This window comes from Novosphingobium album (ex Liu et al. 2023) (genome assembly GCF_029076845.1).
Lineage (GTDB): Bacteria > Pseudomonadota > Alphaproteobacteria > Sphingomonadales > Sphingomonadaceae > Novosphingobium.
The window spans coordinates 22,057-48,511 of record NZ_JARESE010000033.1 but is presented as its reverse complement, the minus strand read 5'-3'; the positions used below and the strand labels follow the sequence as shown (position 1 = coordinate 48,511).

The following is a 26,455-nucleotide window of genomic DNA, read 5'->3' as shown; positions in this document are numbered from 1 at the left end:
ACCGCGCGGACCGTGACGAGGGCGCAATCGAACGCATCGCCTGACTGGTAGGAAAGTCCTTGCAAAAGCATCTTATCATACTTGGAATTCGCGGTGTTCCCGCAGCTCATGGCGGGTTTGAAAGCTTCGCGGAACATCTTGCGCCATGGATGGTCCAGCATGGTTGGAAAGTCACAGTCTATTGCCAGGGAAGCGATGCCGGCAAGTGGTATGAGGACTTATGGAAAGGGTGCCGCCGCATCCACGTCCCGGTCAAGCTCGAGAACGCGATCGGGACGATCGAGTTCGACATCAAGTCGACTCTTGATGCCGTAAAACAGGACGCGATTCTGCTCACCCTCGGCTACAACACCGGTTTCCTCTCGGTTTATGCACGTATGCGCGGGGCCTTCAATCTCATCAACATGGACGGGATAGAGTGGAGGCGCGATAAGTACACCAAGGCGCAGCAGATCTATCTCTGGCTGAACGAGCGCATGGCGGCGGCCTCGGGCAATGTCTTAATTGCCGACCATCCAGAGATTGTCCGCCACCATTCCAGCCACGTGCCTGCCGGCAAGATCGAAATGATCCCCTACGGCAGCGACCATATAGATACGGCCGACGCCGCTCTGCTCGACCGTTTCGGGATCAGACCGGATAAGTTCTTCACGGTCATCGCCCGGCCCGAACCCGAGAATTCACTGCGTGAAATCGTCCGGGCCTTCTCACGCAAACCCAGGGGCATGAAGCTCGTCGTGCTGGGCAAGTACGATCGGGCGCATGCCTACCATCTCTCGGTGCTCGACGCGGCGAGCGACGAGGTCGTCTTCCCCGGCGCCATCTACGACAAGCCGACGCTCCATGCCTTGCGGCTTTACAGCCTTGCTTATATTCACGGCCACCAGGTCGGCGGGACTAATCCCTCGCTGGTCGAGGCCCTGGGTGCCGGCAATGCCGTGATCGCTCATGACAATCCTTTCAACCGCTGGGTTGCCGGCGACGCAGGATACTTTTTCTTGGATGAGGATGAATGCGAACAGCAGATCGAGCGCTTAATTACTGTGCCCGAGGCAGGCACCGCTCTGCGTACTGCCGCCCGCATGCGCTGGGAAGCGGCATTCTCTTGGCCCCGGATTCTGGCCGACTATATGGCACTGATCGAACGGTGCCGCTTGTGAGGATTGCCAGGTCGTGCGCCGCGCGTTGGCGTGAACGGGCCGCGAGGCTTTCGTTGCAATACCGCTTGCCATGAGCCCGGATACGATGGCAAGCGCGGGACCCAAGCGCATCCTGTGCGTTCATCAGGGTGGCGAGCTATACGGTTCAGACCGCAGCTTTCTACAGATTGTCGAAGCGATTCGGGAAGGTTGGCCCGACGCGCGCATTCGCGTCATCCTCGCGGTCGATGGCCCCCTGCGAATGCTGCTCGAAAAAGTGGCAAACGAAGTGACCGTGCAGGATCTGTGCGTACTGCGTTTGGCGAATGCGGTCTCGACCCTGTTCAAAGGAACGATCGGCCTTCCTTATTACCTCATGGCCGCCAAACGCGAGATCAATCGCGCTGATCTTGTCTACATTAACACCACCGTGATTGCCGACTATATGATCGCGGCAAGGCTTCCTCCGCACAAGTCGGTGATTCACGTCCGTGAGATTCCCAAGGCCAAGGCTATGCTGGTTGTCCAGCGGCTCGTACGTTTCTCGCGCGCGAAAATCATCTACAATTCGCAGGCCACGGCCGACGCGTTCGCGCTTCCGGTCGATCAGATCCAGACCGTGATCCACAATGGCGTTGCTCCGATCGACCGTCCGGCCCAGCCCGAAATTCCGGCGGTCTTCACGCCTGAGCGGCCGCTGAAGCTCGCCATGCTGGGGCGGATCAGCGATTGGAAGGGGCAGAACCTGCTGATCGAAGGGGTGGCGGCATTGCTACCGGAAGACCAGAAGCGGGTGTCCGTGCGAATCGTGGGCAGTACCTTCCTCAATGTTCAGGGCCCCGTCGATGCCCTGCAGCGTCAGATCGACAAGGCCGGCCTGTCACGCAACGTCTCGCTTGAGCCGTTCAAGGACGACCCGGCCGAAGTCTATCTGTGGTCGGATGTTTGCGTCGTGCCCTCTCGGCTGCCCGAACCGTTCGGCCGGGTCGCCATCGAGGCCATGTCCCACGCACGTCCGGTGATCGCGGCGGCGCACGGCGGGCTTCTGGAAATCGTCCGGGATGCCAAGACGGGCTGGCTGTTCAAGCCCAATGATGCGGCTTTGCTGGCCGAGGCCATCCGGCAAGCACTTGCGTGCCCCACGCGGCTGCGGGCAATGGCCCTTACGGCATTGCATGACTTCGAACAGCGTTTCTCCTCAAACATCATGACCGAACGGGTTTGCGACTTCCTGGGCCGAGTTATGGAGACATAGACTTCAATGAAACGCTCGATGCTTTCAAATTCTCTTGGCGTTGCCGCCCTGAAATTCGGCTCACTCCCGGTGACCCTGCTGACATCGGTCTTTCTAGCACGGACCTTGGGGGCCAGAGACTTCGGCGACTATTCCTATTATCTCTCGCTCGCAAAGATCCTCGCTATTCCACTCGGCATGGGGCTGTTGCAGCTAGTCCTGCGCGAAACGGCCAGCGCCATCAGTTCGCAAGACTGGAACCTCCTGCATGGCGTGTTTAGACGGTCCACCCAATGGTACCTGTTCGCAAGCGCTATACTGTTCCTTGCGGGCGCGGGGTATCTTATCTTTTTTGCCGGAGAAAAGACGACTAAACTCATCCTCACCGCCGCCTGCGTCCTCTCCCTTGCATCGCTGATAGGCCTCATCGCCATCTTAGCCGGCGTGTTGCAGGGCATGAGGAAACCCTTTGCAGCTCAACTCTCGAATTTATTTCTTATGCCGTTTCTTGCTCTTTGCTTTACAGCGGCGTTCTATTTTACGCTTCCCAATGCGTTCGACTTAAATGTTGCGCTCTGCCTCCAAGTGCTGGCAGCCGCGCTGTGCTCGGCTTTCGGCCTAATCCTGGCACGCCGCTACGCACCAGCGCAGGTCCGGGGAACGACTGCAAGCTTTGAGGATCGCAAATGGCTTGCAGCCATGGTGCCATTCTCACTGATGATTGCCGCCAGCGCTTTCAACAACGAGGTCGGCATTCTCTTTCTTGGCTGGCTCAGCACTTCGACGGAGGTAGCGGGATTGAGGGTGGCGCAGAGCGCTGCTCAACTCGTTGGATTTCCTGTTATGATCGCAAATATCATTCTTGCCCCTCATGTAAGCATTTTGGCTCGCGCAGGGATCGAGAACAGATCAGAGCTTCAAAAACTATATACAAATTCCGCAAAAATATCCTTTTTTTCAGCTGTTATGATCGCTCTCCTACTGGGAGTACTTGGAGATTTTATTTTAGAAGTACTGTTTGGAGAAAGGTACATAATTCTCTCATTTTGGCCAATGATAATCATAACATTTGGCAATATCTTCGGGGCGACTTGCGGTTCTGCCGGCACGTTCCTGACAATGGCCGGCCACGAAAAGGATACATTGGCGGGGCAGGCTATTGCCGCCGCGTTTACTTCAATTTCCGCTGTGCTTCTTATCCCCCATTTTGGTGCGGTAGGCGCCGCCATGTCTGTAACGCTTGGATTGATAGCGTGGAACCTATTGCTGGCTATAAGACTAAATCGTCGCCTCGGGATTAGAGTCGGTATTAGGTCCTTTCTGACATGAAAGGTGGACGGCCCTCGCGCGAGCGCCACGCCCTTGGCCGGGCCGTTGCGTGACGAGAACGAAGAACTCAGAATCCATGCCTGCTAGAGAACTGCGCCCATGACAACTCCGTCGATGATCATGCTGTTTGTCATGCTGGCTGCGTTAGCCTTCTCCAGCATCTCCGCGCTTCTTGGTCGCAGCAAGCCGATGCTCTACACCTCGGTGATGCTGCTGGTGCTGAATGACTTTATCCTGGTCCCCGTTAGGGGGACAATACCAAGTGCGCTGCTGCTTGCTTTCAGCAGCTGGCCGGATCTGTTCGTCCTTGTCGGCTTCATCGCTTATGCAATCTGGTTCGGGCACTCGCCAAGAATCCCGGAAATGCCTACGTGGTTCTGGCGGCTAGTGGCTATTATGGTCTTCATAACGTTGCAGGGTATCGTGTTCGGGCTCATGCGCGGCAGTCTCTTCGGCGTTATCGCGAATGCTCGCACGTACGTCCTGCCGCTCTTCCTGCCCCTAGCCCTCTATGCGAACGGTGCCTTCCAGGGCAGGGAACCGATCCGGATGCTCATGGTGATCTTTACGCTGGCGATCGCCATGGCGGCTTATTCCGCCTATCTCAGCATCACCTTCAACGGCGATCCCGCCAGCATCTGGTATTTCGATTTCATCTTCAACACCAAGGTGAGCGGTGGGCTCGCCGACCGATTCGTGACCTACCAGGTTGTTCGCGGCGGGCATCTTCGTGCTGCCGGATTCCTGATCTCTGCGGTTGATTACAGCATCTTTTGCGGTCTCATTCTCGTTCCGGCGCTTTGCGGCGCCTTGTTCTTCCGCAGCCTAAAATATCGAATCTATTCGTTCGTCGCGGTTATCGCCTGCGTCGTCGGGACCGAACTTTCCCGGACACGCGTTGCCTATTCGATTTTCGCCGTCTCGATGGGCATGCTGTGCCTCTACAGACTGCTCGGAATTCGCAAGGCAGCCCAGCAGGTGCTCATTTCGATCACCCTCGTGGTCATGTTTCTGGGCCTGGTCGCGGTTGCCCCTTCGCTGTTCGACGCCTCGGTGAATGGCCGCATCGGCCAATTCTTGGAAACGCTGGTGACGTTCCGGCCCCAAGGATGGGGATTTGGCGCTACGACCAATCTTGCCACGAACTTCAAGGACTCAATGTACCTTTCCTCGATTGGCGCATTGGGGGCCTCAGCGCTGCTGTTCTGGTATGTCCTTTTCACCGTCCACAGGAAGGCGGCCCAGTCCCTGATGGCCTCGCGCCCCAGGACCGATGACTACGCCCTGCGGATGGGTGCGGTGATGGCGATGGCTTCGGCGTGGTTCGCGTTCGGCGTGCATTACTTCATCGGCGGAAGCGGCTGCGCAATGCTGTTCCTTCTGCTATTTGCCGCGATCAGGGACCCCGAGCGAAGGCCGGCGCGCACCACCAAGATCGGGCGTAGTCTTCCGGACACTGTCAAAAGCGCGAATTCCGAGCCATTGCGCGCGGCGTCCTGATTTGATCGTGCGGCTGACGCAGAGCGAAGGGCGACGCCTGGTCGTCGAGCCCATCCACCGCCTCGGACAAGGCTGGGAAGGAACGGCCGCAGATTCTCAGCCGCTGGTCGCAGGGTGGCAGATCTTGGCGTACTTCAAGTCAAACAGTTGTAGCTTGGAAGGAGGGGGGGCGACGTTGCGGGGCTTGTCGCGATTATAAGGTAATGTCTCCCAGCGCAAAAGGTAGCGCGGGGACTGCCCCGTGGAAGCCAGCGCCACTTGGACGGTCATTCCGGCCCTGTTCTTCGAAACCTGCATCAAACCCCGCGGAAGACTTGACTGGTTGTGCAAGCAGTCCTGCAGTGTCAGGTCCTTGTTCGAAATCATGCACTGGTAGCTCTGTTGCCTCAGGACATAGCGTGCCACAAGTTCTCCATCGGCCGCCCTCTTAGTGGCCTGGATCCGCAGTTCCTTGCTAACCGATCCTCCTCCGCTGATCTTCCAGAGAACGCCAAGATCCTTCGCTTGTACGGTGCGCCAACGGCCATCCTCCAACCTGCTGACGAAGATTCCCAGAGTGTCTTTCGCTGTATACTTGCCGAAGACGATCACGGGACGGTCCTGGTTGTCGAACGCCATCCGAATGTTACCGTTAACGATCCCGCTTCCCACCGGCGAGTCCACGACTTTTTCGCCCATGTCGAGCCTGATGGGGATTGGAAGGGGATTGCCCTTGCTGTCGGTCCAGCGGGCAAGGTCGGTGCTGCGGGCATAGAAGATGTCGCGGTTGTTCTCGGCCCCCCGTTTGGCCCGTATCGTCCAGGCGATGTGGTACAGGCCATTACTGTCCTGATAGGGGCCAAGGATATAGGGGCTTCCCGCGCCTCTGAAATCCAGAAACGGTCCATCTGTCTGACTGTTCCAGTGTCGGCTTGCCGGGTCATAGGCGAGCAGGTTGTAAGCGCCGTCCGACGCCACGCCAGTCCTGAACAGATAGAACAGGTCGCCATGTCTGTTTTTGTAGAACTCAGGGTATGTGCCGCTGGCAAATAGGTTACCTTCGCCTATGGCGAGCGGCCGAAGACTCTGGATCATGTCGGGGCCATCCGACTCGAAATAGTTCACCTTAGTGGAGTGCATGTTGCCAGACACATGGAGACGCCCCGAAGGGCCGATGGCCATTACGATTCGGTTGTGGCTGTCCCAGCCGACTCTCGTTGGCAAAACGGTCCGGTCATTAAAGCCCTCACCGTCGTTGCGGGTAACGACCAATTGGCGCTTGTCATTGTAGTAGGCGACGATCTGGCTCGAACCGTTTTCGAGCAGGGCGAACCCAACCGGCTGCCCGGACCAGGCTAATCCGACATCGAAGCATCCGGGAGCGCCGCAAGACTGTTCGTCGGGTTCCCAGCAGGCAACTCTCTGGGCGGAGGCAATATCACTCGTGGCCGATATGCCAAAAGCGGAGAGTGTGATGACAACGCCGCATTTGCTACGAAACCCGCTCAAGATGTCCATATTGGTGTGCGCGCCTTATACGCCCGTAGTGCCTTGTGGTTTTTCAAACTCACAAAGCAGGGTGATATCAGTATGACACTCCAACATGAACCCTGCCTGTAAATGACGGGATTCGATTATGGTTCCACGGTGATATCCGATTGGATCTGCGCATCTCCGCTGGGAATGTCATCAACTATTGATCGTGGCGGACGGTTTGGCCGGCCTGACCGGCGCTGCGCGGGTGTCGGCCGAGCCGTCCGGCGCACCGGTAATCGCGCCCGCCGGACATCCGTGCCCGGTGGGTTGGAATGCCTATTGACACTATCATTCCCCGAACGGCAGATGATGGTGGGTTCCCTCGATTTTCTAGTGGCAGCGCCGGAAACGGAGAGATCATGACAGGTAAGATTTTTTGTGTCGGGATGCACAAGGCGGGCACAACGTCGATCCATGCGTTTGCCAAGGCGATGAGATTGAAGTCATCCCACACGCTCCAGTGGTCGAGAAAGCCTTTGCTCAAGAATTTTCTGGATAAGTACGACGTCTTTAGCGATGGTGGCAATCACTACTACGCCGAGGATGATGAATTTGGGGGCAATCATGACCTGCGCGGCCTTCGTAATTTGTATCCCGACTGCAAGTTCGTCCTGCAATACAGGGAGATAAGGCCCTGGATGGTCTCGAAAATGATCCATGCGGGTTGGTCAGCCGCTACCAGGGTTGAGCCTGACACCGGTGTACTGATTCACGATCAGTGGAAATCCACCAGAACAATGGAAGTGCTGCGGGCATGGATTGCCAATCGCGTCAAGTATCATGCCGCCGCCGCTGCATATCTGAAAAACTTTCCGGAAGATGTTCTTGTCATCGACGTCACGAAGGACAGCAACGCGACTCTGAAATTGGCAGATTTCGTATTTGGTCCCGGCACTTATGAAACTGTCGACAGGCTGGACCAGCTGGACAAGATCAAGAACAGGATAGGCAGGCGGATCGTTCCGATCAACATGCCAAGAGAAAACAAGTCGAAAAACAATCAAGCGGACAGAGCGCGATGCTCGGAGATTGTTAATGGCCTCGTGGATGACCTTGGATTCCAAGTCGAACAGAGCATCCTCGACCTAAAGGACGCCACTGAGAAAGTTTCTGCTTGATCGGGATCGCGCCTCGAAGGCGTTCGGAACATGAGAGTACAAGACGCAAGGCGTCCATGGGTAATGGCGCCGGCCATATCGCGGCGCGCAAGCCATTGTGCCGAGCTTCCCCAAAGTCACCGTGGGCGCAGCCAACGGGCGCCGGTTCCTTCATCTCCCTCTAACGATCCGGAAAAATGATGAACACGGTTGAATCCGGCCAGCTTCCTTGGTTGCATGTCGTGGTCGTACTCTACAAGACACCCGCGCAGGAGAGTACCACTTTGCGTGCGCTCGCCATGCAATCGGAGCGCGCTCCCAACATTTCGATGACGATCTGGGACAATAGCCCGCAGAGCGTTTATGAAAGCGCCACTTTCGAGGGGCTGAAAGGTTGCTTTCAGGCAGTTGAATACGTGCATGCCCCTGAGAACACTCCTCTCTCGATACTGTACAATCGTGTCATCAAGGCAAATCCTGCCGATATTTATCTGCTACTAGACCAGGATTCGGACCTGCCCGCCACCTATCTTGAAACCTTGCACGAGACCTCGCGATCACGACCTGATATCCTCCTCTTTGCGCCAAAAGTCGTGGCGAACGGCCAAATCGTGTCTCCCGGCCAATTCGGCCGGATAAGGGGCAAGCTTCTATCCGGAATCGAACCAGGATTGCGTTCGGCGGAAAAGGCGACGGTTGTGACAAGCGGCCTTGCATTGCGCCGCGCGCTGTTTTTCCAGTTCGACTTGTGGTTCAATGAAAAACTGTGGCTATACTTGATCGACACAGACTTTTTTCTGAGGTTCCGATCTAAGATCGTGTCTTACTGGGTTCTTAGCGAAGAAATCAATCATGGCTCGGCGTTGCGGGAAGAACTCACTCTCGATCAACAAATTTTCAGGTTCCGCAATCTTCGCTGGTCCTACTTGACCATGATGCGCAGTCAGCGCAAAGCAATGGCACCCGCATATGGCTATGCCCTCGCTATGTCATTGAGTCGTGCCATCAAGCAGCGGTCAGCGACCTTTCTTTTTGGCTGGAACAAAAATAGGTAGCCAGTACGCAATTCGGTCATGGCACTTGCCTGAGCCATGCACTTTGTTGGACCGGACCTCCAGGAAAGCACGTCATGCTGAAAGCGATTATCAACATCGCCCTCGCTTGGGCAAAAAAGGATGTTTACATCTCCGAGGATATCCCGTCGGGGCTGGTGCTCGGCGAACTACTCTCTCGAGGAGTTGCGCTTGCAAGAGGTATTTTGCGTGGCTGGGGCGGGGTGTTCGTCTACCGACGTGTGCGAATTCGTGGGCGAAACTTGCGCCTTGGCAAGTTTGTGACGCTAGAGGAAAACGTCGAAATCAATAGCTATGCCATCGATAGAATTGAGATCGGCGACCATTCTAGGATTGGCGCCTATACCATTGTTTCGGCTACGAACAATTTCACCAAGCTCGGCAAAGGTGTCAAAATTGGAGCTTATTCGGGCATTGGCCAGTTCGGCTACATTGGTGCATCGGGGGGCGTGGAAATTGGCTCGAAGGTTATCATGGGCCAGTATGTTTCATTCCACGCATCGAACCATATCTTTTCCGATAACTCCCGTCCGATCAAAGATCAGGGCGTGACCAGCCAGGGCATTCGCATCGAAGACGATGTTTGGGTCGGCGCCAAGGTCACCTTTCTCGACGGAACCGTTGTCCGCAGCCATTCCGTGGTTGCGGCTGGTGCCGTCGTTGCGGGTGAATTTCCGCCCAATGCCCTGATCGGCGGGGTCCCGGCGAGGGTGCTCAAAACACTGGGTCGTGCGGACGAATTTGATCAAGCATCGCGTCCAATGCCCACGCTATGACCGCAACCACGAGGCCGCAGTGAACGCCGTACGCCTTCGGTGAGGGCCTGCCGAACTGGTCGCTCGAGCCCCTCGTGCGGAGCCTGCAGGCGCTGCGTGGCGTCGATCTGATCGTCGCGGTGACCTTTGCCGCCGAAGTGGGCGACGTGACGCGATTCGAGAGTCCTCGCCGGCTCATGGGCTATCTTGGCCTGGTCCCAAGCGAACGGTCGACCGGCGCGTCCGTACAGCGCGGCGGCACCTGATCTGACTGGCCGAACCACATCGCGGTCACCATTCAGCCGGAAGAGCGGACAAGCCAACGGGATCAATCCCGACAATCTGGCTTCCGATCAGAACCCGCCCCGTCTCGGCTTGATAGACCAACATGCGATCGTCATCGGCGAACTCGATCATCATGCCCATGGGACCGACCGGCACGGTCACGGCGAACTCTGCGCCGGTGAGGATAACCGAAGAACCGTAGAGTGCCGCCGTCACCGCCTGAGGCGGTACGTTGAATACGAGAGTATCGTCGCCCAAGTTGAAGGAAGGATCTAGTGTTACCTCTCCACTGAACACTTTGAGATCCTCGGCATTCGAGGTCCCGAACACGGCAATATCGCCAGAAATCGTCGCCGATCCTTTGGCAGCGAAGATTAGTTCGCCCGAAGCTTCAGGATTAGCCCCGCTCGGCAATGGACCGATCTCGGGCGCGGCATCAATCGCGAGCAGCGTAGTGGTAATTGCCTGCTTACCGATCAAGACATCTCCGGTTGTGCTATCGACAAACAGGCTTCGCGCACCATCATCAAAGACGACGTGGATCGCGCTCTTTCCGAAAGGCAGGTAAACGACGGTATCGCCGTCGCTGAGGACGGCGTTAGAGCCATTGCGTCCCACCAACCAGGCTCCTGCGTTGCCGAACAGCCTGACAATGTCGCCGCCCCGGTTGAACGATGGGTCGAAGCTGATTGCACCGGGTTCTTCGAGCACGGTGACATCCTGGAACCCTACGCCGCCGAACATGGCTCCGCTGCCGCCAATCTGAACGACAAGGCCGGTCTGCGCCAGCAACCGGAACTGAGCCGGTTCGTGGGGCAGGCTTGGCAATTCCATCATCTTGGCGTCACCCTGGAAAAATAGCGCGGCCATGCCCGCCAGCACGTCGGTCCCCTCGTCGACGCCGTCGGCGAGATTGCGATCGATCACGGACACCCTGCCATCGGCGTTTAACGTGATCGCGTAGTCATTCGACGAGCCGAGAAATCCTGCGGTATCATCATTGCCGCCGGTGAGAATATCGCTGCCGGCAAGGCCGTAGATGATCCCGCCAACCGAACCGCCGGTCCCGATAAATGTGTCCCTGCCCGCTCCGAGCAGGACATCGCCCAGGATATCGCCGCTGTTCGTAATCCTGTTGGCGTTGGGTGTGTTAGCGTCCAGAAGGATCGAACCGTCGATGTTCCCGGAGTTGTCAATCGTAAGGCCGAACACCGTGTTCAGGCTGCCCCGGGCCGCCTGCACGATCGCGCCATCGATCAGACCGGAATTGTCTATCCTGCTGAATCCTAGGTTGTCGTCATCCGTGATGAGCACGGCTATTTCGGCGGAGATCATACCTTCGTTGCGCAGCGTCCCGCCACAAAGCGTGACGCCGATGGCATAGTTCTTGGCGGCCTCTCCTGCGATGGCCAGAATCGTGCCGGTATTGGTCAGTGTGCTTTGACCCTGCTCGGTGAAGTCGATACCGATGGCGCCGTCCCCCCCTTGGGCCGTGACGAATTTTTCGTTGAGCACGTTGCCCCGGTTGCGGGTCTGGATGGCGACCGCAAACCCGGCCTGCGAATAGGCACCGATGCTGCCCGAATTGGTCAAGGTATATTCGTCGAAGCCGACCGCTGCGTTCGCGAGGATAGCGTAGGCATCGCCAGCGTTGGCCTCGGCATACACAAGGCCATCGTTGGCGATGCTTGAGAAAGTCGTACCCCAGATCCCGATGGCCTCTTCATGTCCGGCCGTCACCGCCTTGATCGAGCCATGGTTGTTCAGGATCAGAGGCGAATAGCTGAGCAGCGCCAGCGCACGGTTCGGTGCCGCGCTCGAAACGACGCCGAAATTCTCGAGCGAGAAGTTGCCCTGAGGAATATCGGTCGAAAATATGACGGCAGTATCGTCGGTACGCACGAAGATGGTGTCGGGATCGATCACCGTCCGGCGCATCAGCGCCGCTGCGTCGAGTGGCACCTCAAAGCTCAGCCCCGTTCCGGCGACGCCGCCGGGCAAGGGCGCCGCCGTCCCCGCACCGACCGGATCAAGGCCACCACCGGCCGCCGCAGGCGTGTCCAGCAGAACCGAAGCGTCGGTGTCGACTGCGACCTTGACGCCTCCTTGAGCATAGACGCGATAGTCACGTCCATTCACGGAGACGACCTGCGCCATCTTCCACAGACCCGCCAGATGAACGCTGCTGCCCGCTGCCTCCGATACGATAAGATGATCGCCTCCTCCGCTGAGCGTTGCGATATCGTCGGCGCGGATCGTAATCGCCTTGCCTGATCCGAGAGCGAGTTCCTCGATGCTGAGTACCCGGCCACTGGCCGCGATCTCGGTCAGGTCGAGATCGCGGCTGCCATCGGCCAAGCGCCACGTGTCGAATCCATCGCCACCGTCGATGCGAGCGAATGCATAATCGCCAGTTTCTATCACGTCGTCGCCAGTGCCGCCCTCGGCCACGTCGCCTGCTTGCGTCACGAGTTTGTCGTCGCCGGTCCAGCCATAAAGCCCGTCGTTGCCCGCACCACCGATCAGCACGTCGTCATTGCCATCCCCGATCAGCAGATCGGTCCCGTCGCCCCCCTCCATGCGATCGTCGCCGACCGAGCCGCGCGCGATATCCGCGCCGCTGCCGCCGATGTAGACGTCATTGCCGAAGCCGAGGTCAACGAGCCCTTCGATTGTGCCGCCCTCGCTGTCGACGCGATCGTCACCTTCGCCCATGAGTACATCCCCGACGATCGCTCCCCGGTTCTCCATCACATCGTCGCCGCGGAACAGGACGACCTCACCCTCGATCCGGCCGCCTGCTAGGTTGCGTACACTTTGGGCATTGTCCTGGTTTGAGGTGGTGAAAACTTCGGGTGGATCGGACGGGGCATACACGGCAATATCGGCGCGGATCGTTCCGTCGTTGACGAGAGTAAAGAACTCAACGAACAGGTTTTCTGCCTGGATGCCTATCGAGGGTATGGCTGCATCGGTCGATACCGCTTCGATCAGGCCGTGATTGGTAAGTTGGAGCGAATCGCCATCAAGGGAACCGCGCCCAAAAACGACGGCGTGTGCGTGCGGCCCCTCCGCATAGATGATCCCGCTGGCTTCGTTCGTCACTCTGCCGCCATTTTCAAGGCGAAGCGCGTAAGTTCCCCCTGACTGGCTCTCGTCTTCACCATAGGTGGCCTTCGCAGCAATTGTGCCGCGGTTTTCGACGATCGCATTGGCTGCTTGTGTTTGCACGGCAAAGGCGTTGCCCCTTGCTGCGTAAGCAACAATGGTTCCGGTGTTGGTGAGGCGTTCGAAAGCGAAAGTGGCAAAGGCTGAGCCGTAGAAATCACTGACACCCGCGTTTCCCGGCTGGATCACTGATTCCGCAATGATCCAGCCGCCGTTGGTAATCACCCCGAACCTTACGGCAGTCGCGCTGTATTTCGTCGAAAAATTCCAGATCGTGCCGGCATTATTGAAAGGCTGTAAGTGCAACAAGTAGATCGGACTGCCGTAGGGTGGTACGAACTCGCTGAGCGGCGGCTTGATCAGATCGTCCAGCGAAACCGCGTACTTCACTTCACCAGCGGTGACCGAGGCTTGGTCGAAGACAGTGATCGTCCCAATGACATTTGCCGATCCCGGACGAGCTGGGAGTATCGGAAAGCTAGTGCCCATATTGATGCAATAATCCCGCTACCAAGCGGTGCAGTGGAACCGCCTCTTGCCAACGCTGTATGGCACGACCACGGTTCCTGTCATCTTAGATTCTAGAATCCGTTTAAGAATGACCAGGGATGGACGATCCGGCGCATCATGAGACCGCCCGGGGGCGATGTGGATCATGACCTCGGAGACGTCCAGACGCTGCTTATAATCGCAAACGTTTCCACCAGCCGAAGGTGCGTTCGACGACCCATCGCTGGGCCAGAACCTTGAAGCGGGGCTTCCTTGTCAGTGCGTCGGACGATCTCCCGTACGAAGTCGCGATATGCAGCGGCCTCCATGAGGCGGATGCGATCATGGGCAACAGATGCTTGAGCCACGGCCAGCGTTCGCGGATCGCCACGACGATGGCCTGGGCGCCGGCACTGTCGGAGATCGGCAGTGGTGAGATTGACCGTGAGCAGCCGGTCATGGGTATCGACGGCGATATGGCGTTTGCGGCCGACGATCTTCTTGCCCGCATCGCCGCGCTTTTCGCCGCCGGCGCCTTGATGTCGCCGAGCTCAGAATGGTGTTTCGCACGGCGTTAAATGAACACGCTTTGAGTCTCGTGATAGTGGGCCGGCGGATATGCAGATTGGCGGCCCTGTTCTCCAACCGCCCCCTTATGCGGTCCTAGGATAAAGTCATCGCCAACTATCAAGCCACATCCATTTTTCGAAAGCACCTTGGCCTTCTCCTAGGGGAATAGCTGATATGATCGGATAGAACCACGCGAATAATCCGATCGATACCGCCAACGCGGCATAAGCAAATGCACGCCATTTACCGTTGCGCGCCCATGCCGCGTCGAGCGCAAGGGCCAGACAGCCCATGAGAAATGCCGCCGGGATCAGGTAATGGTAATAGAACTGCACGGGTTTGGCGCTGCCCATCCAAAAGCCAATCCCCACCAGGTAGAGTATCGAAAGAGCCAGAGTGTCTGCTCGCCGCAGGGTGCAAGCGGACCATACGCACCAGCCAAGACCGCCAAGGCCAGCAAGCATCGAGAAAGGGTTTCCGACGAACAGCACACCACGCCACGCGCCGTCGAGATACTCATAAAGGTACCAGACTGGCCGCAGGTTGAAGACCCATTGAAACCAGACGCTCTGGTAAGGATGCGGCGTAAGCGCTGCGGTTTGCGCGACAATCATGCGTCGGTGGAGATCGATGATGTCGAAGAGGCCATGCCGTGCGCTGATCGGCTCGTAAAAGAGCGCAGGCGCAAACGTGGCCCAATACACGCCAAGAGGCACTATGATGAGCCATGTCGATGCCTCGGGTAGGGACAACCCTTGGGGGATCGACCGAAATGGCGGGTTGTGAGATCGCTTCGAGCGAAGAATGACGAATGCGAGCCAGGGCAGCGGCAGAAATGGCGCCACGCTCCACTTCGCGCCCAGCGAAAGGCCAAGCAGGATTCCCGAGCAGGCCATGTTTGCTCGTATTCCAACCCTGCTCGGGTGGACGGCAGCAGCGAATTGCCAAAGCGCCAGCAGCAGCAGGCTCGCGGCAAAGATATCGAGCATCGCGATGCGGCTCTGGATAAACCAGAGCAGGTTGGTCGCCAAAAGGATGGCTGCGGCAAGCGTGGCGAAGCGACGCCCGCTTGTCCACCAGATGAACCTTGCAAAAGCAAAAAGACCCAGTCCGCCGAACAGCAATGGCGGCAATCGCCAAGCAAGGGGCCGGTCGCCGATGAGAGCGATCGAAGCGGCAAAAATCTCCTTGCCCAAAAGCGGATGTTCCTGGTTTGCCGGGCTTAGATCCAGCAGAAGACGCGCCGCGGGCACATAGTGCATCTCATCAAAATAAAGAGTGGAAGGCGATAGCAGGCCGTAAGCGCCGAGCGCGGTGAACAGCATGGCAATGAACAAGCACCCAAGAAAGGGATCGTCAGATGATGCCGCCGTGTGTCTCATCATTGGCAAAGACTATCCTCAAGGTGCGAGTCTCAGCAATCGAGAAGGTCGAAAGCCACCTCAAGGCTCAGGCTATGGTTCCTTTGTCAAGATGAACCGCGCCGGGCTTGCCGGAGGCTCCAACTTTTGAGAAGGTGGAGCCTATATGAGCAAGACAACGAACAGGTTTGCGCCGGAAGTCCGCGAGCGCGCGGTGCGTATGGTGATCGATCATGAACGCGATTACCCCTCTCGCCGGGCGGCTGTGGTGTCGATCGCAGAGAAGATCGGCTGCGTTCCTCAGACGCTGCATGAGTGGGTGAAGAAGGCCGAGGTCGACAGCGGCAGGCGCGCTGGCGTCCCGACCGAGGTAGCCAACAAGATGAAGGCGCTGGAGCGCGAAGTCCGCGAGCTGCGACAAGCTAAATTCGGTGCGATTTGATCGGTTCCGGCCGGTCTGAGGCGGAATTTTATGGCCTGCAATGGGAAAATTATCGCGCCATTTCACTTTGCGTATGGACCGGAATAGGGCATCCTGCCTTCAGCTAGCATCGGACAGGCGCCTGACAGGGGAAACCAGGTGAAGTATCTGATCTGCGCTCAGCCAAAGAGCGCGTCGACGTCATTGATGACAAGCATCGGGCGAACAGCTGGAATCACCTTCGGACAACAATTCGGGGTCGACAACCGTCGAACGGTGAGATTTCAGCGTCGCTCACTGGAAAAGCTGAACCGACCGATGCGGACCTTGTTCGGCAAAAAGTTCGGGATTCGTCTCGACCATATCGAAAAGGGCACCCTGCGAGAGGCATTCCCCGCGTCGGAATATGGCATCATGGCCCGGTTTCATTCCGACATCGCCGATTTCACGCAAGGCAGGGCGACCAAAATCGAACTGGTCTACACACTTCACAAGCAGCATTTTCCACCCACGAGCGGCAATATCGCCCTGCTGCGCCCTGTTCCCAAGATCGTTCTTGTCCGAGACATCGAGCAGACCCTCGCGGCCTACAAGCGCGTCCCTCGCAACAGCCGCAACCTGGTCTTGATCGAACGGGTCACACACGATCGGATATTCGCCCAGAAGCTTGCCGACGAAATCGAGCGCTGGCAGCGCGGATGGATCGAGGAGGCCAAGGCGCATGGTGGATTGATCTTGGACTTCCAGGATGTCGTCCATTCGCCCGCCTGCGCCATGGCGTCGATCTTCCAGTTTCTGGGGCTTGATCAAGATCTTGTAGGCCCCGATTTCATGATGCCCAAAGAGCGATCTTATCGAGGTCGCTAGCGCCAAAAGGCCGGCATCTTCTGCCTTGGCCGCTCAGCGGCTCTTGTGCCCCGGACAACCCGCGAATGTTCCAAGCCGGAGGCAAGGGCATGGCGAGCGGTTGGAGGGGCATCCGGCAGACCAGCGCGCGTCCTGCGCCCCGGATGGCAGCGCCTTCGGATATCGGTAGAGCGGCAAGCTCTCATCGCCCGCTGCTTGCGCGCGCAGGAGCGCCGCGCCTGTCGGTATTGGCTAGCGAGCGCAGTGCTGCGGCGATGCACGTCGCGGGTTCGGTCTTCATCGGCTGTGCATGGTGGGGAAGCGATTGTCGTGGCCTTGCCTGGTGAGCGCCATGCTCATTCGCAGCCCCTCGGTTGATCGATTAGACGGGGCGGTTTGCATGGCGAATGCGTGACGGCACGGGCCAGCGTGAAAATGGTTGGCGATGCAAATAGCGGATCTGGCAGGCGATTTTGCCAACAGCACGGCCCAAAGACCATTTCCCACTTGGCGATGTCATTGAGTAGCGAACACGAGCCAGCCGATAAGCAATCATTTAACTGCCAATCTGGTAGATCGCTTAAAGCATTGCTGGCGGGAAGTTTTCTCTCGTGCTTACCTTTAGGACGAAAATACTTGAAATGATTGCAAGGGGCGTCCCACTGGCTGACGTCACCGATGAAATATGTCGCGGGATCGAGACGCGTTTTCCGGACCTGAAGTGCTCGGTCCTCTTGGTCGATGCCAGCGGAACGCTGCGTCCCCTTTCCGCGCCATCGCTGCCGGATGCCTATTCGCAATCCCTTGATAGCCTGACGATTGGTCCCAACGTAGGCTCGTGTGGGACCGCTGCCTACACGGGCGCGCCGGTTGAGGTCATCGACATCTCCACCGACCCGCGTTGGCGCCCGTTTCCCGCATTTCGCGATGCGACACTCGCGCTAGGTCTTGTCGCGTGCTGGTCATCCCCGGTCGTCGACCCGACAGGCGTGGTCCTCGCCACTTTCGCTGTCTACTTCGCGGAAAAGCGCGGTCCGCGCGAGACCGAGCGCCAGATCGTGAGTATCGCGCTCCACTTGTGCGATCTGGCGCTCGCCAGGCATCGGCGCGTTGCCGAGCGCGAGCATCGCGCCAATACCGATGCGCTCACATCGCTGCCCAATCGAGGAAGCTTCGCCAGAGCGCTTTCGCATCTGCCGTGCGGCACGGATGCCCACTGGGCGATCCTGCTCATCGATCTCGATAATCTCAAGACCGTCAATGACACCTTCGGCCATGCGTCGGGCGACAGGCTTTTGCAGGAGGTTGCCGCCAGGCTTGCCGCTTTTGCCCTTCCGGATGGCGTATTCCGCATTGGCGGTGACGAATTCGCGATCATTCTCAAGGATCTCGATCGCCTCGGTGACCTTGAGTTTACGGCTGCTGCAGCCCTCGAGACGCTCGAGGCCCCGGTCCATTTCGAACATTTCACCGTTGCTCCCCAAGCGACGATGGGCGGCGCCATGGTGACCGCCGCGGACGATTCGCCCGATCGCGTTCAGCACCACGCCGACCTCACATTGTATCACGCCAAGGACACGCATCGCGGGGGATTTGTCCGCTATTGGCCCGCCATCGCCACGCGTATGGCATCCCGTCGCTCCTCGATCGAAAGCGTCGATGCCGCACTCAAGGGGGGACGGCTCCGGGCCTGGTATCAGCCGATCGTCAGCCTGGCGGACGGCAGGATCGTTGGCCTCGAAGCACTTTGTCGGATGGTGACGCCGGCAGGCGAGATCATCCCGGCACAGATCTTCGCCGAAGCCACCCGAGACGCCCGGATTGCGCCGCTACTGACGCGGCATATGCTTTCGGCCGTCCGCGAGGACATGGCAGACTGGCTCAGTCTGGGACTCGACTTCGGCTATGTCAGTGTCAATGTCACCGCCGTCGACTTGCGCGGCGGCCGATTGCAGGCGGCCTTACGTGAGACGGTCGCCGATGATGCGCTGCTGGAACGATTGGTGCTCGAAATCAGCGAGTCCGTCTACATCAGCGAGCGCGACAGCGTCGTAACAGACGCGGTCTCCACACTCAGATCCACCGGCTTGCGCATAGCGCTCGACGATTTCGGGACGGGCTATGCCTCGCTGACCCATCTGCTCGACCTCCCGGTGGACTTCATCAAGATCGATCAATCGTTCATTGCGCGTTTGCCCGACGATGGAGTGAGCGCAACGATCATCGCGGGTCTGCTTGCAATTGCCCGGGAACTGGGCGCAACCGTTCTGGCCGAAGGCATCGAAGTCGGTCCGCAGGCCGAAAGGCTTCGCGGATTGGGCTGTCAGTTCGGCCAGGGATTTTATTTTTCGCCGGCAGTTGATCGCCACGAGTTGGCGCGGCTGCTGATGCGCCATTCCTCGGCCAATCCGCACAGCATTCCGCTCGCCGGTCGAACACGATCGAACGCGGAAACTGCGCTCGCCCAGCCGCCTGGCGGTAGGCGTATATTGGCGAATCGAGGCTGATTCCCTGCGCCCGATCAGCCGCGCTTGCTTACGACTGACAGCAGCCAGTCGCTCGCCAGTTTCGCCGCCGCTTCCATTGGACGTGAGCCTCGTCGATGGCCGTCATCCGCTATGTCCTGCGTGCCCATTGCCGAGACGCGGCGCGCTTTCTCGGCAAAGGGCACGCAGAAAGCTTGGCGAACCCCGCGAAGATCACTTCCTTCAATCTGCGCGAGCCGCGTTTCCAGTGGAGATGGCGCGCGCTAGACAGCCGAAGATGCGGTCGTGTCGGACCCTATGCGAAGATTGGGCTATAAGGAATGAGGGCGTCGATGTCCTGCGGGATGCCAGGTCGGCACATTTGGTCCTCGAAGTCGAGCGAGCGGTGCTCGTCCAAATCCGGGGTTCCAAGTGATGAGAACCCCTTCCGCTGGATTCCTCCAGCCAGCAGAACTGCTTATGGATTTACTTACACACCTTAGTGCATCTTTAGCTCGTATGCAGGCTATTGCGGATTTGCCAAAAATAAAAATCGCATTGCAATGAGCGATGTATAAAATAAATCTCAACTTAACCACGCATTCTTCTTCTAATTGCACCCCATCCATAATATCGTCCCTCGAGTGCAAAATCGTCGGGTCGCATGGTCGATTGGGGATTTCCCAACTTATCGTGTTTATGTGCGGCCCGGGCTCGCGAAGCCAAGGCCGCCGCTGGGATGCTGTCAGTGGAGTGTCGCTTGACGTGCATGAGCGAATCCGGGCCGAACCAAGGCGAGGGGCAAATCGACCACCGCGGGGCAGGGCGCACGGTGCTGCTCTTGCGCAGCGCGAAATTGCTCACGCCGGCTGGCCAGTTCCTCTGCCTCTTGCGCGATGTGTCCGCGGCTGGCGTTCGATTGCGCTTCCTTCATGCCATGCCCGAGTTCGACAATCGCGTGACGCTCCAGACAGCGAGCCAGGATCAATATGCGCTTGAACTCGTCTGGCAATCGCAGGTCGAGGCGGGCTATCGGTTCTCGCGCCCGATCGATCTGGAGGCATTCATCACCGAAAGGACGCCTTTCGAGCACCGCCCCATCCGCGTCGTTGTCAGCAGCGCTGTGGTGCTGACCATCGGTGAAACCCGGATTCCCGCCAGACTACGGGACGTCTCGCGCGAAGGCGCGAGGCTCGATATCGAAAGCAAACTTGCCCTTGGACAACGTCTGAAGATCGTGGGCCGTGACTGGCCCGAAACCGACGCCACGGTTTGCTGGCGGCTCCATCCCGAGCATGGCGTTTCATTCCAGCGGTCTGTCGAGCTCGCCGAACTCGCACAGCGAATCATGGCAATGAACATGCGAAATGCCTGAAGTGCCGTCTCGTCCCTCGCAATCCTCGCTAGCCGCCTTGCGCCGGATGAATAAAGGGTGAGGTCGGGACCCGCCGCATAGGCAAATGGAAGCGTCATCCTTGAAAGGGCGACATGCGAGACGCTCCGAGAAGATAGAACATGTCTGAGGCGGCTTGCACAAACGTACGGAACGGAGTTTTTCAGCCGTGCAGCGAAAATGGCGCGCCAAGCCCGGGCCTGAGGTTAGCGCTGGCGCAAGCCATTTGAACCGACGCCAGCGACGAGGACTTGCCTTTCTCGACCGAAGACGCAAACTGACCAAAAGAGCGGGCGCTTCTCCACACTGAACCCTGGTGCCGACACAGTCGAACGGATCAGCGGCGACAAGCATTGACGCTATCGCATCGTCGCGCCTCAGCAAAAACCACCCAAATAAGTCGGCTCGCGGAGCGAATTCACGTGCACTTCGGATCGCTGCGCCTCGCCCGCTGGCTTTTTCTTTTGACGCCTTGAAAGCCAGGACAAGCGCGACTGCATCGGCGGCGGGCGAGCGCGTCCTCAATCGTGAGCATCACCGAGATGTATAGGGCAAGCGACCATGCAAAGCGATGCCCGCGAGGTGACGTGAACGCGAGATCACAACACAAATCGCGCACCCAACGACCAGAGGGGAGGGAGCTTGGCGGAGATTGAGGCGTGCCGGACACAGCGTTGCCCTGGCCGCCGCATCTCAAGCCAGCGAGGTCACCAGTGTCATGTCTGTCCGGTTCCTAGGTACGCTCTTGCGCCGCCTTTTCGATCGACTGTTCGATAAGGATAGATCTTCCCCCAACCGCCTCCCGAACGCGGACCAGCGTGCGCTCGTCGTCCGGTCTTGTTCGCTTCTCGATCCAGGGCCGCCAGATGTATCACCAGCGGATGTGGCTGCGGCAATGCAGCGGCTTTGGGCGGCAAATAGCGCGGTCTGGAGCCAGGATGATGCGCACATCGGCAATGACATCGGGATTGGTGGCCGGCTCTTGGCCAGTGATCCGCCAAACCATATCCTCGCTCAGGCGCGGATCGCCGAGGTCATCGCAGGTCTCGAGCCCCTCCCACGGCATGTCCTCATGCTCAGCTGCCGCGATGACCTTGACGATGCCACCATTGCGGCCCGGCTCGGTCTTACCCAGCAGGCTGTCCGGCGTGAACTGGTTCATGCCCTGATCGAACTCGACAAGGCACTCGTCGATCGCTGAACGGCGATGACGTGCAAAACCGCGAACGCGCAAATGTCTCGCCAGTGTGTCGATGGCCGACGCATCGATGCGAGGCCGCACGGGCCGATTTCGCCGACGGTCGGGTGTTGCGCAAGCTCATGGGCCAGTCTTTTGGAGGCTTGCGGAGATGCCGCGCAACGCGTGAACGCTGGCGACTTGCCAATGCATTTCTCGAGAATTTTCAGTTCCTCCTTGCCGACAATCGGAGATGACCGCATAGTGAGGGAAGTCATCGCACGAGGTGCGGGGGCGGATTTAAAAGCGTTCGACCGGACGAAGGTCGACCGTCACATCGTTAGCGCAGATCGGCCGCCTTTGGTGGATGGAGATGCGTGCCTGTGGATCGGTCGACTTATGGTATCTCTTTTCATTCTCGGTTGCGCCCGGTCTGACCGGGGCGGGACTTCGCGAGAGCCATGAAACGTGGTGCCGAGACCCGTACCGAGCGTCGCGATGATGCGCCGCGCGATCATCTGCTCGATCGCCTGTTTCGTTCCGAGGCTCCGCGCCTCGCGCGCTTCATCCGAAAATCAGTCGGCAACCAAGATGAGGTGCAAGATCTTGTTCAGGAGACTTTCGTCAGCTTCGTTGCTGCCGCAAGGACCGGCAAGCTGCGCACGCCGGAAGCCTACCTTCGCACCATTGCCAGAAACCTGCTGTGGGGCCGCGCGCGACGCCCGCAGCACAGGGACGCCTTGCATCTACCCGTCGATGAAGATTTTGAAATCGCCGTCGCTCCTGAGCAGGAATGGATGATGGAGGCTTCCGATTTCCTTCGTCGCTACGAACAGGCCCTGGCAGAGCTACCAGCGCGCACACGAGAGGTCTTCCGCCTGCATCGCCAGGAAGACCTGACATATCAGCAAATCGCGGAGCGCCTCGGACTTAACGTTCGCGCGGTCAAGTATCATATGAGAAAGGCGCTGCTTTATCTCGACAGCAGGGTCAACACCGATGACTGACGCTCCCCGCAATCCCTTTGAAAAAGGGCAACTTCGTTTGGAAGCGACCGAATGGTTCGTCCTCATGCGAGGACCGGACGCCGAACAGCACCGTGCTGCCTTTGAGCAATGGCTTGCAAGAGGTGCCCTCCATAGAGCGGCTTACAACCGTGTGGCGAACCTTTACGCGGCCGGAAAACAGGTCGACTGGGATGCACTGCCGCCGCCGCGACCGGTTCGTGGTGCCTTGTGGCGCACCAAGGCTGCCGCGCTCGCTGGCCTTACGATCATTGGTTTCCTCAGCTGGCGCCTTCTTTCCTCGCCAGGCATGCCAATGGGACATGAGACGCAGCCAGCGGCGATTGCCTCGTCGATTCCACCGGTTTCTGCCTACCTCGCGAACGCGGGTGAAATCCGGCGGGTCCAGCTCACGGATGGGTCTCGCCTGACGCTCGATGAGGGCGCCCTCGTTCTGGTCGACTATCAAGTCCACCGGCGCGGCCTGCGCCTCGAGCGTGGCCGTGCGCGCTTCGAGGTGGCCCACGAGCCGCGCCCCTTTATCGTCGAGGCGGGGGGCAGCGAAATCATCGCGCGTGGCACTGTCTTTGATGTGGCCCTTGAGAAGGGCCGCAGCCTGCACGTCCATCTGCTTCACGGCGCGATCGATGTTCGCCCGCTCGGCGCGTCGAGTGACCGGGACGTGGTCCACATGACCGCCGGGGAAGGGCTGCGCTACCAGGACGGCAGTCCGGCCATTCCGGAGCCCCGCCCAGAGCCTGCGCCCAACTGGCTTTCCTCGCGCATCGAATTTCGGTCGGCAAGCCTTGCGAGCGTTGTCGCGGCCGCTAACAGTCGCTCCGCCCGGAAGATCATCCTTGGCGACCCGTCGCTCGGAGAAACCAGGATCTCGGGCCTGTTCGAAATCGACGATCCCGAAAGCCTTGCCAGCGCGCTCGCTGTGCTTCTCGATCTGAAGGTCGCAAGCGGCCCTGATACGATCGTTCTTGTCAAAAAAGAGAAATAAATTTTCAGGGACAAGTGTCCCGTCCCGCGAAAATCCACTCATTGCCTTGTGACGCCGGCCTCATCGCGGCCCGCTCATCACAAGGGGGAAACCATGCCAATCCGCACTGGCGTGGCGAGCATCGCGCTCGCCACGACGAGCATTCTTGTCTCAACCGCTCCGGCAATGGCGCAGACCGATGTCGCCGACTACGATCTGCCGGCACAGGATCTCGAATCATCCCTGCGCGCAGTCGCAAGACTATCCGGGCGGCAAATCATCATCCTGAGCGAGAAGGTGGCCGGACACCAGGCGCCCGCGCTGATCGGCCGGTTCGACGCCGAGGCGGCCGTGGATCGCCTGCTTGCCGGCAGCGGCATAAAGGCGCGCCGCGCCGGCGAGACGATCCTGGTTGGCGCGCAAGACAAGTCCGGCGAGAACATGGGCGCGTCGGGCGACATCACCGTGACCGGCTCGCGCATCAAAGGGGCGCCTCTGGCGTCTCCGCGCATTACGATCGGCCGCCAGCAGATGTTGGACGCCGGCTTCGGTGATGTCGGGTCGGCCTTGCGTGCCTTGCCGCAGAACTTCGCGGGCGGGCAGAATCCCGGTGTCGGATCAGGCGCGAACGCGGGCGGGATCGTCAACCAGAACATCACCGGCGGGTCGTCTGTCAATCTTCGCGGGCTGGGTCCTGACGCCACGCTTACGCTCCTTGATGGCAATCGCCTTGCCTATGGCGGCTTTGCGCAGGGAATCGATATTTCCGCGATTCCGCTCGAGGCCGTCGATCGTGTCGAGATCGTTCCCGATGGCTCTTCCGCGCTTTACGGTTCCGACGCCGTAGCAGGCGTCGTCAATGTCATCTTGCGCCCGCCCGCCAATGGCCTTTCCGCCCGCGCGCGCTGGGGCAAGGCTACCGATGGCGGGGATTTCTCGCAGCAATATTCGCTCGTGGGTGGAAGCGAGTGGCAGACCGGCGGGGCCATGGCAGCCTACGGCTATCGGCAGAATGACAGCATCCAGGCGCGCCAGCGCGGCTACGCCGCGGCCCTGGGCGATCCTTACGTGCTGTTTCCCGAGCAGACGGTCCATTCCGGCATCCTTCGGTTGACGCAGGATGTCGGCAACGCGGTCCAGTTGCGGTTTGACGGGCTGTTCAACAGCAGAAAGACCGGCCGGCAGATCTCAGCCTACGGCGCCGTGTTGACGAGCGCGACCAGCGATCGCCTTTACGCCCTGGCACCAACCCTCGAAGCCCGCCTGGGCACCAGCTGGCGCTTTTCGCTGCGGGGTGCCTATTCGAAGGGCCGCACGATCGGGCGCGAACGAGATTATGTCGAGGACACCGAGATTTTCAACGCCGCCGTCTGCTATTGCAACGTGCTGCTGGGCGCCGAAGCATTCATCGAAGGGCCGGTGCTGCGCCTGCCTGCCGGAACAGCGCGCCTGGTCGCGGGCGGGGGTTATCGCACCAACAAGTTCGCGAACCGCAATGTCGACACTGGCAGCGGATTCTCCGGCCGCCAGAACGATGGCTACGCCTACGCCGAATTGTTCGTCCCGCTTGTCGCGGAAGCCGACCAGGTTCCCTGGGTGAGAAACCTCTCCGTCACGGCGGCGGGCAGATACGATCGCTACAACCGCTTCGGCGACATCGCCACGCCCAAGCTCGGTCTGGTCTACGGGCCCTTGCCCGGTGTCGAGCTGAAGCTGTCGTGGGGCAGATCGTTCAAGGCTCCGACGCTGCTTCAGCAACTCCAGACAAGGTCAGCTTCACTGGTCAATGCGCAGGCACTGGTGGGCGCCAACGTTCCTGAAGGCGCAACTGCTCTTTATACCGAAGGTGGTGCCCCGGACTTGCGGCCTGAGCGGGCCACCAGCATGAGCTGGACCGCCCAGTGGCAGCCCTCCCAACGCTTCTCGCTCGACGTCACATATTTCCGGATCAAGTATGATGACAGGGTCATCCAGCCCATCGGGAGCTATCTCAACGCCCTCAATCCGGCCTACGGGCAGTTTCTCGTTCGCGCTCCGACTCCGGAAGACGTCGAAGCCGCCATTGCCGCGTCGTCGACCGGGCTGCAAAACTACTCAGGGCTTCCCTATGATCCCTCGCGCGTCGCCTACATCATCGACAACCACTACACCAACGTCGCGAACCAGAAGGTCCAGGGGCTCGATTTCGCCGTTTCCTATCAGCAGCCGGTCGGGCCGGGCAGCATCCTCACCTCGCTAAACGCAACCTGGCTGGAGACGCGACAGAAGAACAGCGCCACCTCTCCCTATTTCGCCTTGTCCGGCACGATCTGGAATCCCCCGAAGGTGCGTTTGCGCGGCACGCTGGGCTGGGAAGGGGAACACATCAAGGCCTACGGTTATCTGAACTACATGGGTGAGCTCGATGACCTTCGCGATACGCCCTCACGTCGTCTGGGCTCCCAGGTCAGCGCGGACCTGTTCGTCGGCTACACCTTCGGCGAGGAAGCTGGCCTTCTGGCCGATCTGGAATTGAGCCTCGCCGTGGATAACCTGTTCAATGCGAAACCGCCGCTGATGATGGCCGCGCCTTTCGTTGAGCCATATGATTCGACCAACTTCTCTCCGGTGGGGCGAGCGGTGGCGCTCTCGATTTCCAAGAAGATCTAG

Annotated in this window: 17 protein-coding genes and 3 pseudogenes; 16 read left to right on the top strand and 4 right to left on the bottom strand. The window is 59.1% G+C overall.

Translation table 11 applies throughout. The features are described from left to right. Positions 1-59: 59 nt before the first annotated feature. From PYV00_RS11250 to PYV00_RS11235, 4 genes are all read left to right on the top strand, one after another. Positions 60-1,160: a DUF1972 domain-containing protein gene (locus tag PYV00_RS11250; RefSeq protein WP_275228364.1), complete on the top strand. Its 1,101-nt coding sequence runs from the start codon at positions 60-62 to the stop codon at positions 1,158-1,160. 70 nt (positions 1,161-1,230) lie between these two features. Continuing rightward, positions 1,231-2,394: a glycosyltransferase family 4 protein gene (locus PYV00_RS11245; RefSeq protein WP_275228363.1), complete on the top strand. Its 1,164-nt coding sequence runs from the start codon at positions 1,231-1,233 to the stop codon at positions 2,392-2,394. Between the two features lie 6 nt (positions 2,395-2,400). After that, positions 2,401-3,702 (top strand): polysaccharide biosynthesis C-terminal domain-containing protein, encoded by a 1,302-nt coding sequence (locus PYV00_RS11240; protein WP_275228362.1) that lies wholly within the window; start codon positions 2,401-2,403, stop codon positions 3,700-3,702. A 114-nt stretch (positions 3,703-3,816) separates the two neighbouring features. Beyond that, on the top strand, positions 3,817-5,202 hold the full coding sequence (locus PYV00_RS11235) for a hypothetical protein (protein ID WP_275228361.1): 1,386 nt from the start codon (positions 3,817-3,819) through the stop codon (positions 5,200-5,202). Positions 5,203-5,298: 96 nt separating this feature from the next. On the opposite strand, the gene PYV00_RS11230 is transcribed toward PYV00_RS11235, so the two are convergent. Continuing rightward, on the bottom strand, positions 5,299-6,699 hold the full coding sequence (locus PYV00_RS11230; protein WP_275228360.1) for a BNR repeat-containing protein: 1,401 nt from the start codon (positions 6,697-6,699) through the stop codon (positions 5,299-5,301). 377 nt (positions 6,700-7,076) lie between these two features. Between PYV00_RS11230 and PYV00_RS11225 the strand changes: the two genes are divergently transcribed. The 4 genes and pseudogenes from PYV00_RS11225 to PYV00_RS11210 all read left to right on the top strand — a co-directional run. Further along, on the top strand, positions 7,077-7,835 hold the full coding sequence (locus PYV00_RS11225) for a hypothetical protein (protein WP_275228359.1): 759 nt from the start codon (positions 7,077-7,079) through the stop codon (positions 7,833-7,835). Positions 7,836-8,014: 179 nt separating this feature from the next. Then, positions 8,015-8,869, top strand: coding sequence for a hypothetical protein (locus tag PYV00_RS11220; protein WP_275228358.1), 855 nt, complete (start codon positions 8,015-8,017; stop codon positions 8,867-8,869). Between the two features lie 74 nt (positions 8,870-8,943). Then, positions 8,944-9,663, top strand: a complete 720-nt coding sequence (locus PYV00_RS11215) for an acyltransferase (protein ID WP_275228357.1) — start codon at positions 8,944-8,946, stop codon at positions 9,661-9,663. 47 nt (positions 9,664-9,710) lie between these two features. Further along, positions 9,711-9,902, top strand: a pseudogene (locus tag PYV00_RS11210) (transposase); the annotation flags it as partial. Between the two features lie 31 nt (positions 9,903-9,933). Here PYV00_RS11210 and PYV00_RS11205 read toward each other — a convergent pair. The 3 genes and pseudogenes from PYV00_RS11205 to PYV00_RS11195 all read right to left on the bottom strand — a co-directional run bounded on the left by PYV00_RS11205 (position 9,934) and on the right by PYV00_RS11195 (position 15,479). Next, positions 9,934-13,485, bottom strand: coding sequence for a calcium-binding protein (locus PYV00_RS11205; RefSeq protein ID WP_275228356.1), 3,552 nt, complete (start codon positions 13,483-13,485; stop codon positions 9,934-9,936). Positions 13,486-13,676: 191 nt separating this feature from the next. Continuing rightward, positions 13,677-14,125 (bottom strand): annotated as a pseudogene (locus PYV00_RS11200) (transposase); the annotation flags it as partial. A gap of 133 nt (positions 14,126-14,258) precedes the next feature. Further along, entirely contained in the window at positions 14,259-15,479 is a 1,221-nt protein-coding gene (locus tag PYV00_RS11195; RefSeq protein WP_275228355.1) for a glycosyl transferase, read from the bottom strand. Between the two features lie 202 nt (positions 15,480-15,681). Between PYV00_RS11195 and PYV00_RS11190 the strand changes: the two are divergent. The 8 genes and pseudogenes from PYV00_RS11190 to PYV00_RS11155 all read left to right on the top strand — a co-directional run. Then, a pseudogene (locus tag PYV00_RS11190) lies at positions 15,682-15,939 on the top strand (transposase); the annotation flags it as partial. A gap of 156 nt (positions 15,940-16,095) precedes the next feature. Continuing rightward, complete coding sequence (locus PYV00_RS11185) at positions 16,096-16,803, top strand: hypothetical protein (protein ID WP_275228354.1); 708 nt, start codon at positions 16,096-16,098, stop codon at positions 16,801-16,803. 620 nt (positions 16,804-17,423) lie between these two features. Next, positions 17,424-19,289, top strand: a complete 1,866-nt coding sequence (locus PYV00_RS11180; RefSeq protein WP_275228353.1) for a putative bifunctional diguanylate cyclase/phosphodiesterase — start codon at positions 17,424-17,426, stop codon at positions 19,287-19,289. A 727-nt stretch (positions 19,290-20,016) separates the two neighbouring features. After that, complete coding sequence (locus PYV00_RS11175; RefSeq protein ID WP_275228352.1) at positions 20,017-20,622, top strand: PilZ domain-containing protein; 606 nt, start codon at positions 20,017-20,019, stop codon at positions 20,620-20,622. Between the two features lie 736 nt (positions 20,623-21,358). After that, a complete protein-coding gene (locus PYV00_RS24410) occupies positions 21,359-21,841 on the top strand; it encodes a sigma factor-like helix-turn-helix DNA-binding protein (protein WP_428981629.1) in 483 nt (160 codons plus the stop codon). 437 nt (positions 21,842-22,278) lie between these two features. Next, on the top strand, positions 22,279-22,824 hold the full coding sequence (locus PYV00_RS11165) for an RNA polymerase sigma factor (RefSeq protein WP_275228350.1): 546 nt from the start codon (positions 22,279-22,281) through the stop codon (positions 22,822-22,824). Then, entirely contained in the window at positions 22,817-23,827 is a 1,011-nt protein-coding gene (locus PYV00_RS11160; protein WP_275228349.1) for a FecR family protein, read from the top strand. Before PYV00_RS11165 ends, PYV00_RS11160 begins: the two co-directional genes overlap by 8 nt. A 165-nt stretch (positions 23,828-23,992) precedes the next feature. Beyond that, a complete protein-coding gene (locus PYV00_RS11155; RefSeq protein ID WP_275228348.1) occupies positions 23,993-26,455 on the top strand; it encodes a TonB-dependent receptor domain-containing protein in 2,463 nt (820 codons plus the stop codon).

Excerpts from the sequence above, each read along its gene's own strand:
- PYV00_RS11245 (WP_275228363.1), top strand. The coding sequence starts at position 1,231 with ATGAGCCCGGATACGATGGCAAGCGCGGGACCCAAGCGCATCCTGTGC.
- PYV00_RS11240 (WP_275228362.1), top strand. The coding sequence starts at position 2,401 with ATGAAACGCTCGATGCTTTCAAATTCTCTTGGCGTTGCCGCCCTGAAA.
- PYV00_RS11235 (WP_275228361.1), top strand. The coding sequence starts at position 3,817 with ATGATCATGCTGTTTGTCATGCTGGCTGCGTTAGCCTTCTCCAGCATC.
- PYV00_RS11230 (WP_275228360.1), bottom strand. The coding sequence starts at position 6,699 with ATGGACATCTTGAGCGGGTTTCGTAGCAAATGCGGCGTTGTCATCACA.
- PYV00_RS11225 (WP_275228359.1), top strand. The coding sequence starts at position 7,077 with ATGACAGGTAAGATTTTTTGTGTCGGGATGCACAAGGCGGGCACAACG.
- PYV00_RS11220 (WP_275228358.1), top strand. The coding sequence starts at position 8,015 with ATGAACACGGTTGAATCCGGCCAGCTTCCTTGGTTGCATGTCGTGGTC.
- PYV00_RS11215 (WP_275228357.1), top strand. The coding sequence starts at position 8,944 with ATGCTGAAAGCGATTATCAACATCGCCCTCGCTTGGGCAAAAAAGGAT.
- PYV00_RS11195 (WP_275228355.1), bottom strand. The coding sequence starts at position 15,479 with ATGCTGTTCACCGCGCTCGGCGCTTACGGCCTGCTATCGCCTTCCACT.
- PYV00_RS11180 (WP_275228353.1), top strand. The coding sequence starts at position 17,424 with ATGATTGCAAGGGGCGTCCCACTGGCTGACGTCACCGATGAAATATGT.
- PYV00_RS11175 (WP_275228352.1), top strand. The coding sequence starts at position 20,017 with ATGAGCGAATCCGGGCCGAACCAAGGCGAGGGGCAAATCGACCACCGC.
- PYV00_RS24410 (WP_428981629.1), top strand. The coding sequence starts at position 21,359 with ATGTCTGTCCGGTTCCTAGGTACGCTCTTGCGCCGCCTTTTCGATCGA.
- PYV00_RS11165 (WP_275228350.1), top strand. The coding sequence starts at position 22,279 with ATGAAACGTGGTGCCGAGACCCGTACCGAGCGTCGCGATGATGCGCCG.
- PYV00_RS11160 (WP_275228349.1), top strand. The coding sequence starts at position 22,817 with ATGACTGACGCTCCCCGCAATCCCTTTGAAAAAGGGCAACTTCGTTTG.
- PYV00_RS11155 (WP_275228348.1), top strand. The coding sequence starts at position 23,993 with ATGGCGCAGACCGATGTCGCCGACTACGATCTGCCGGCACAGGATCTC.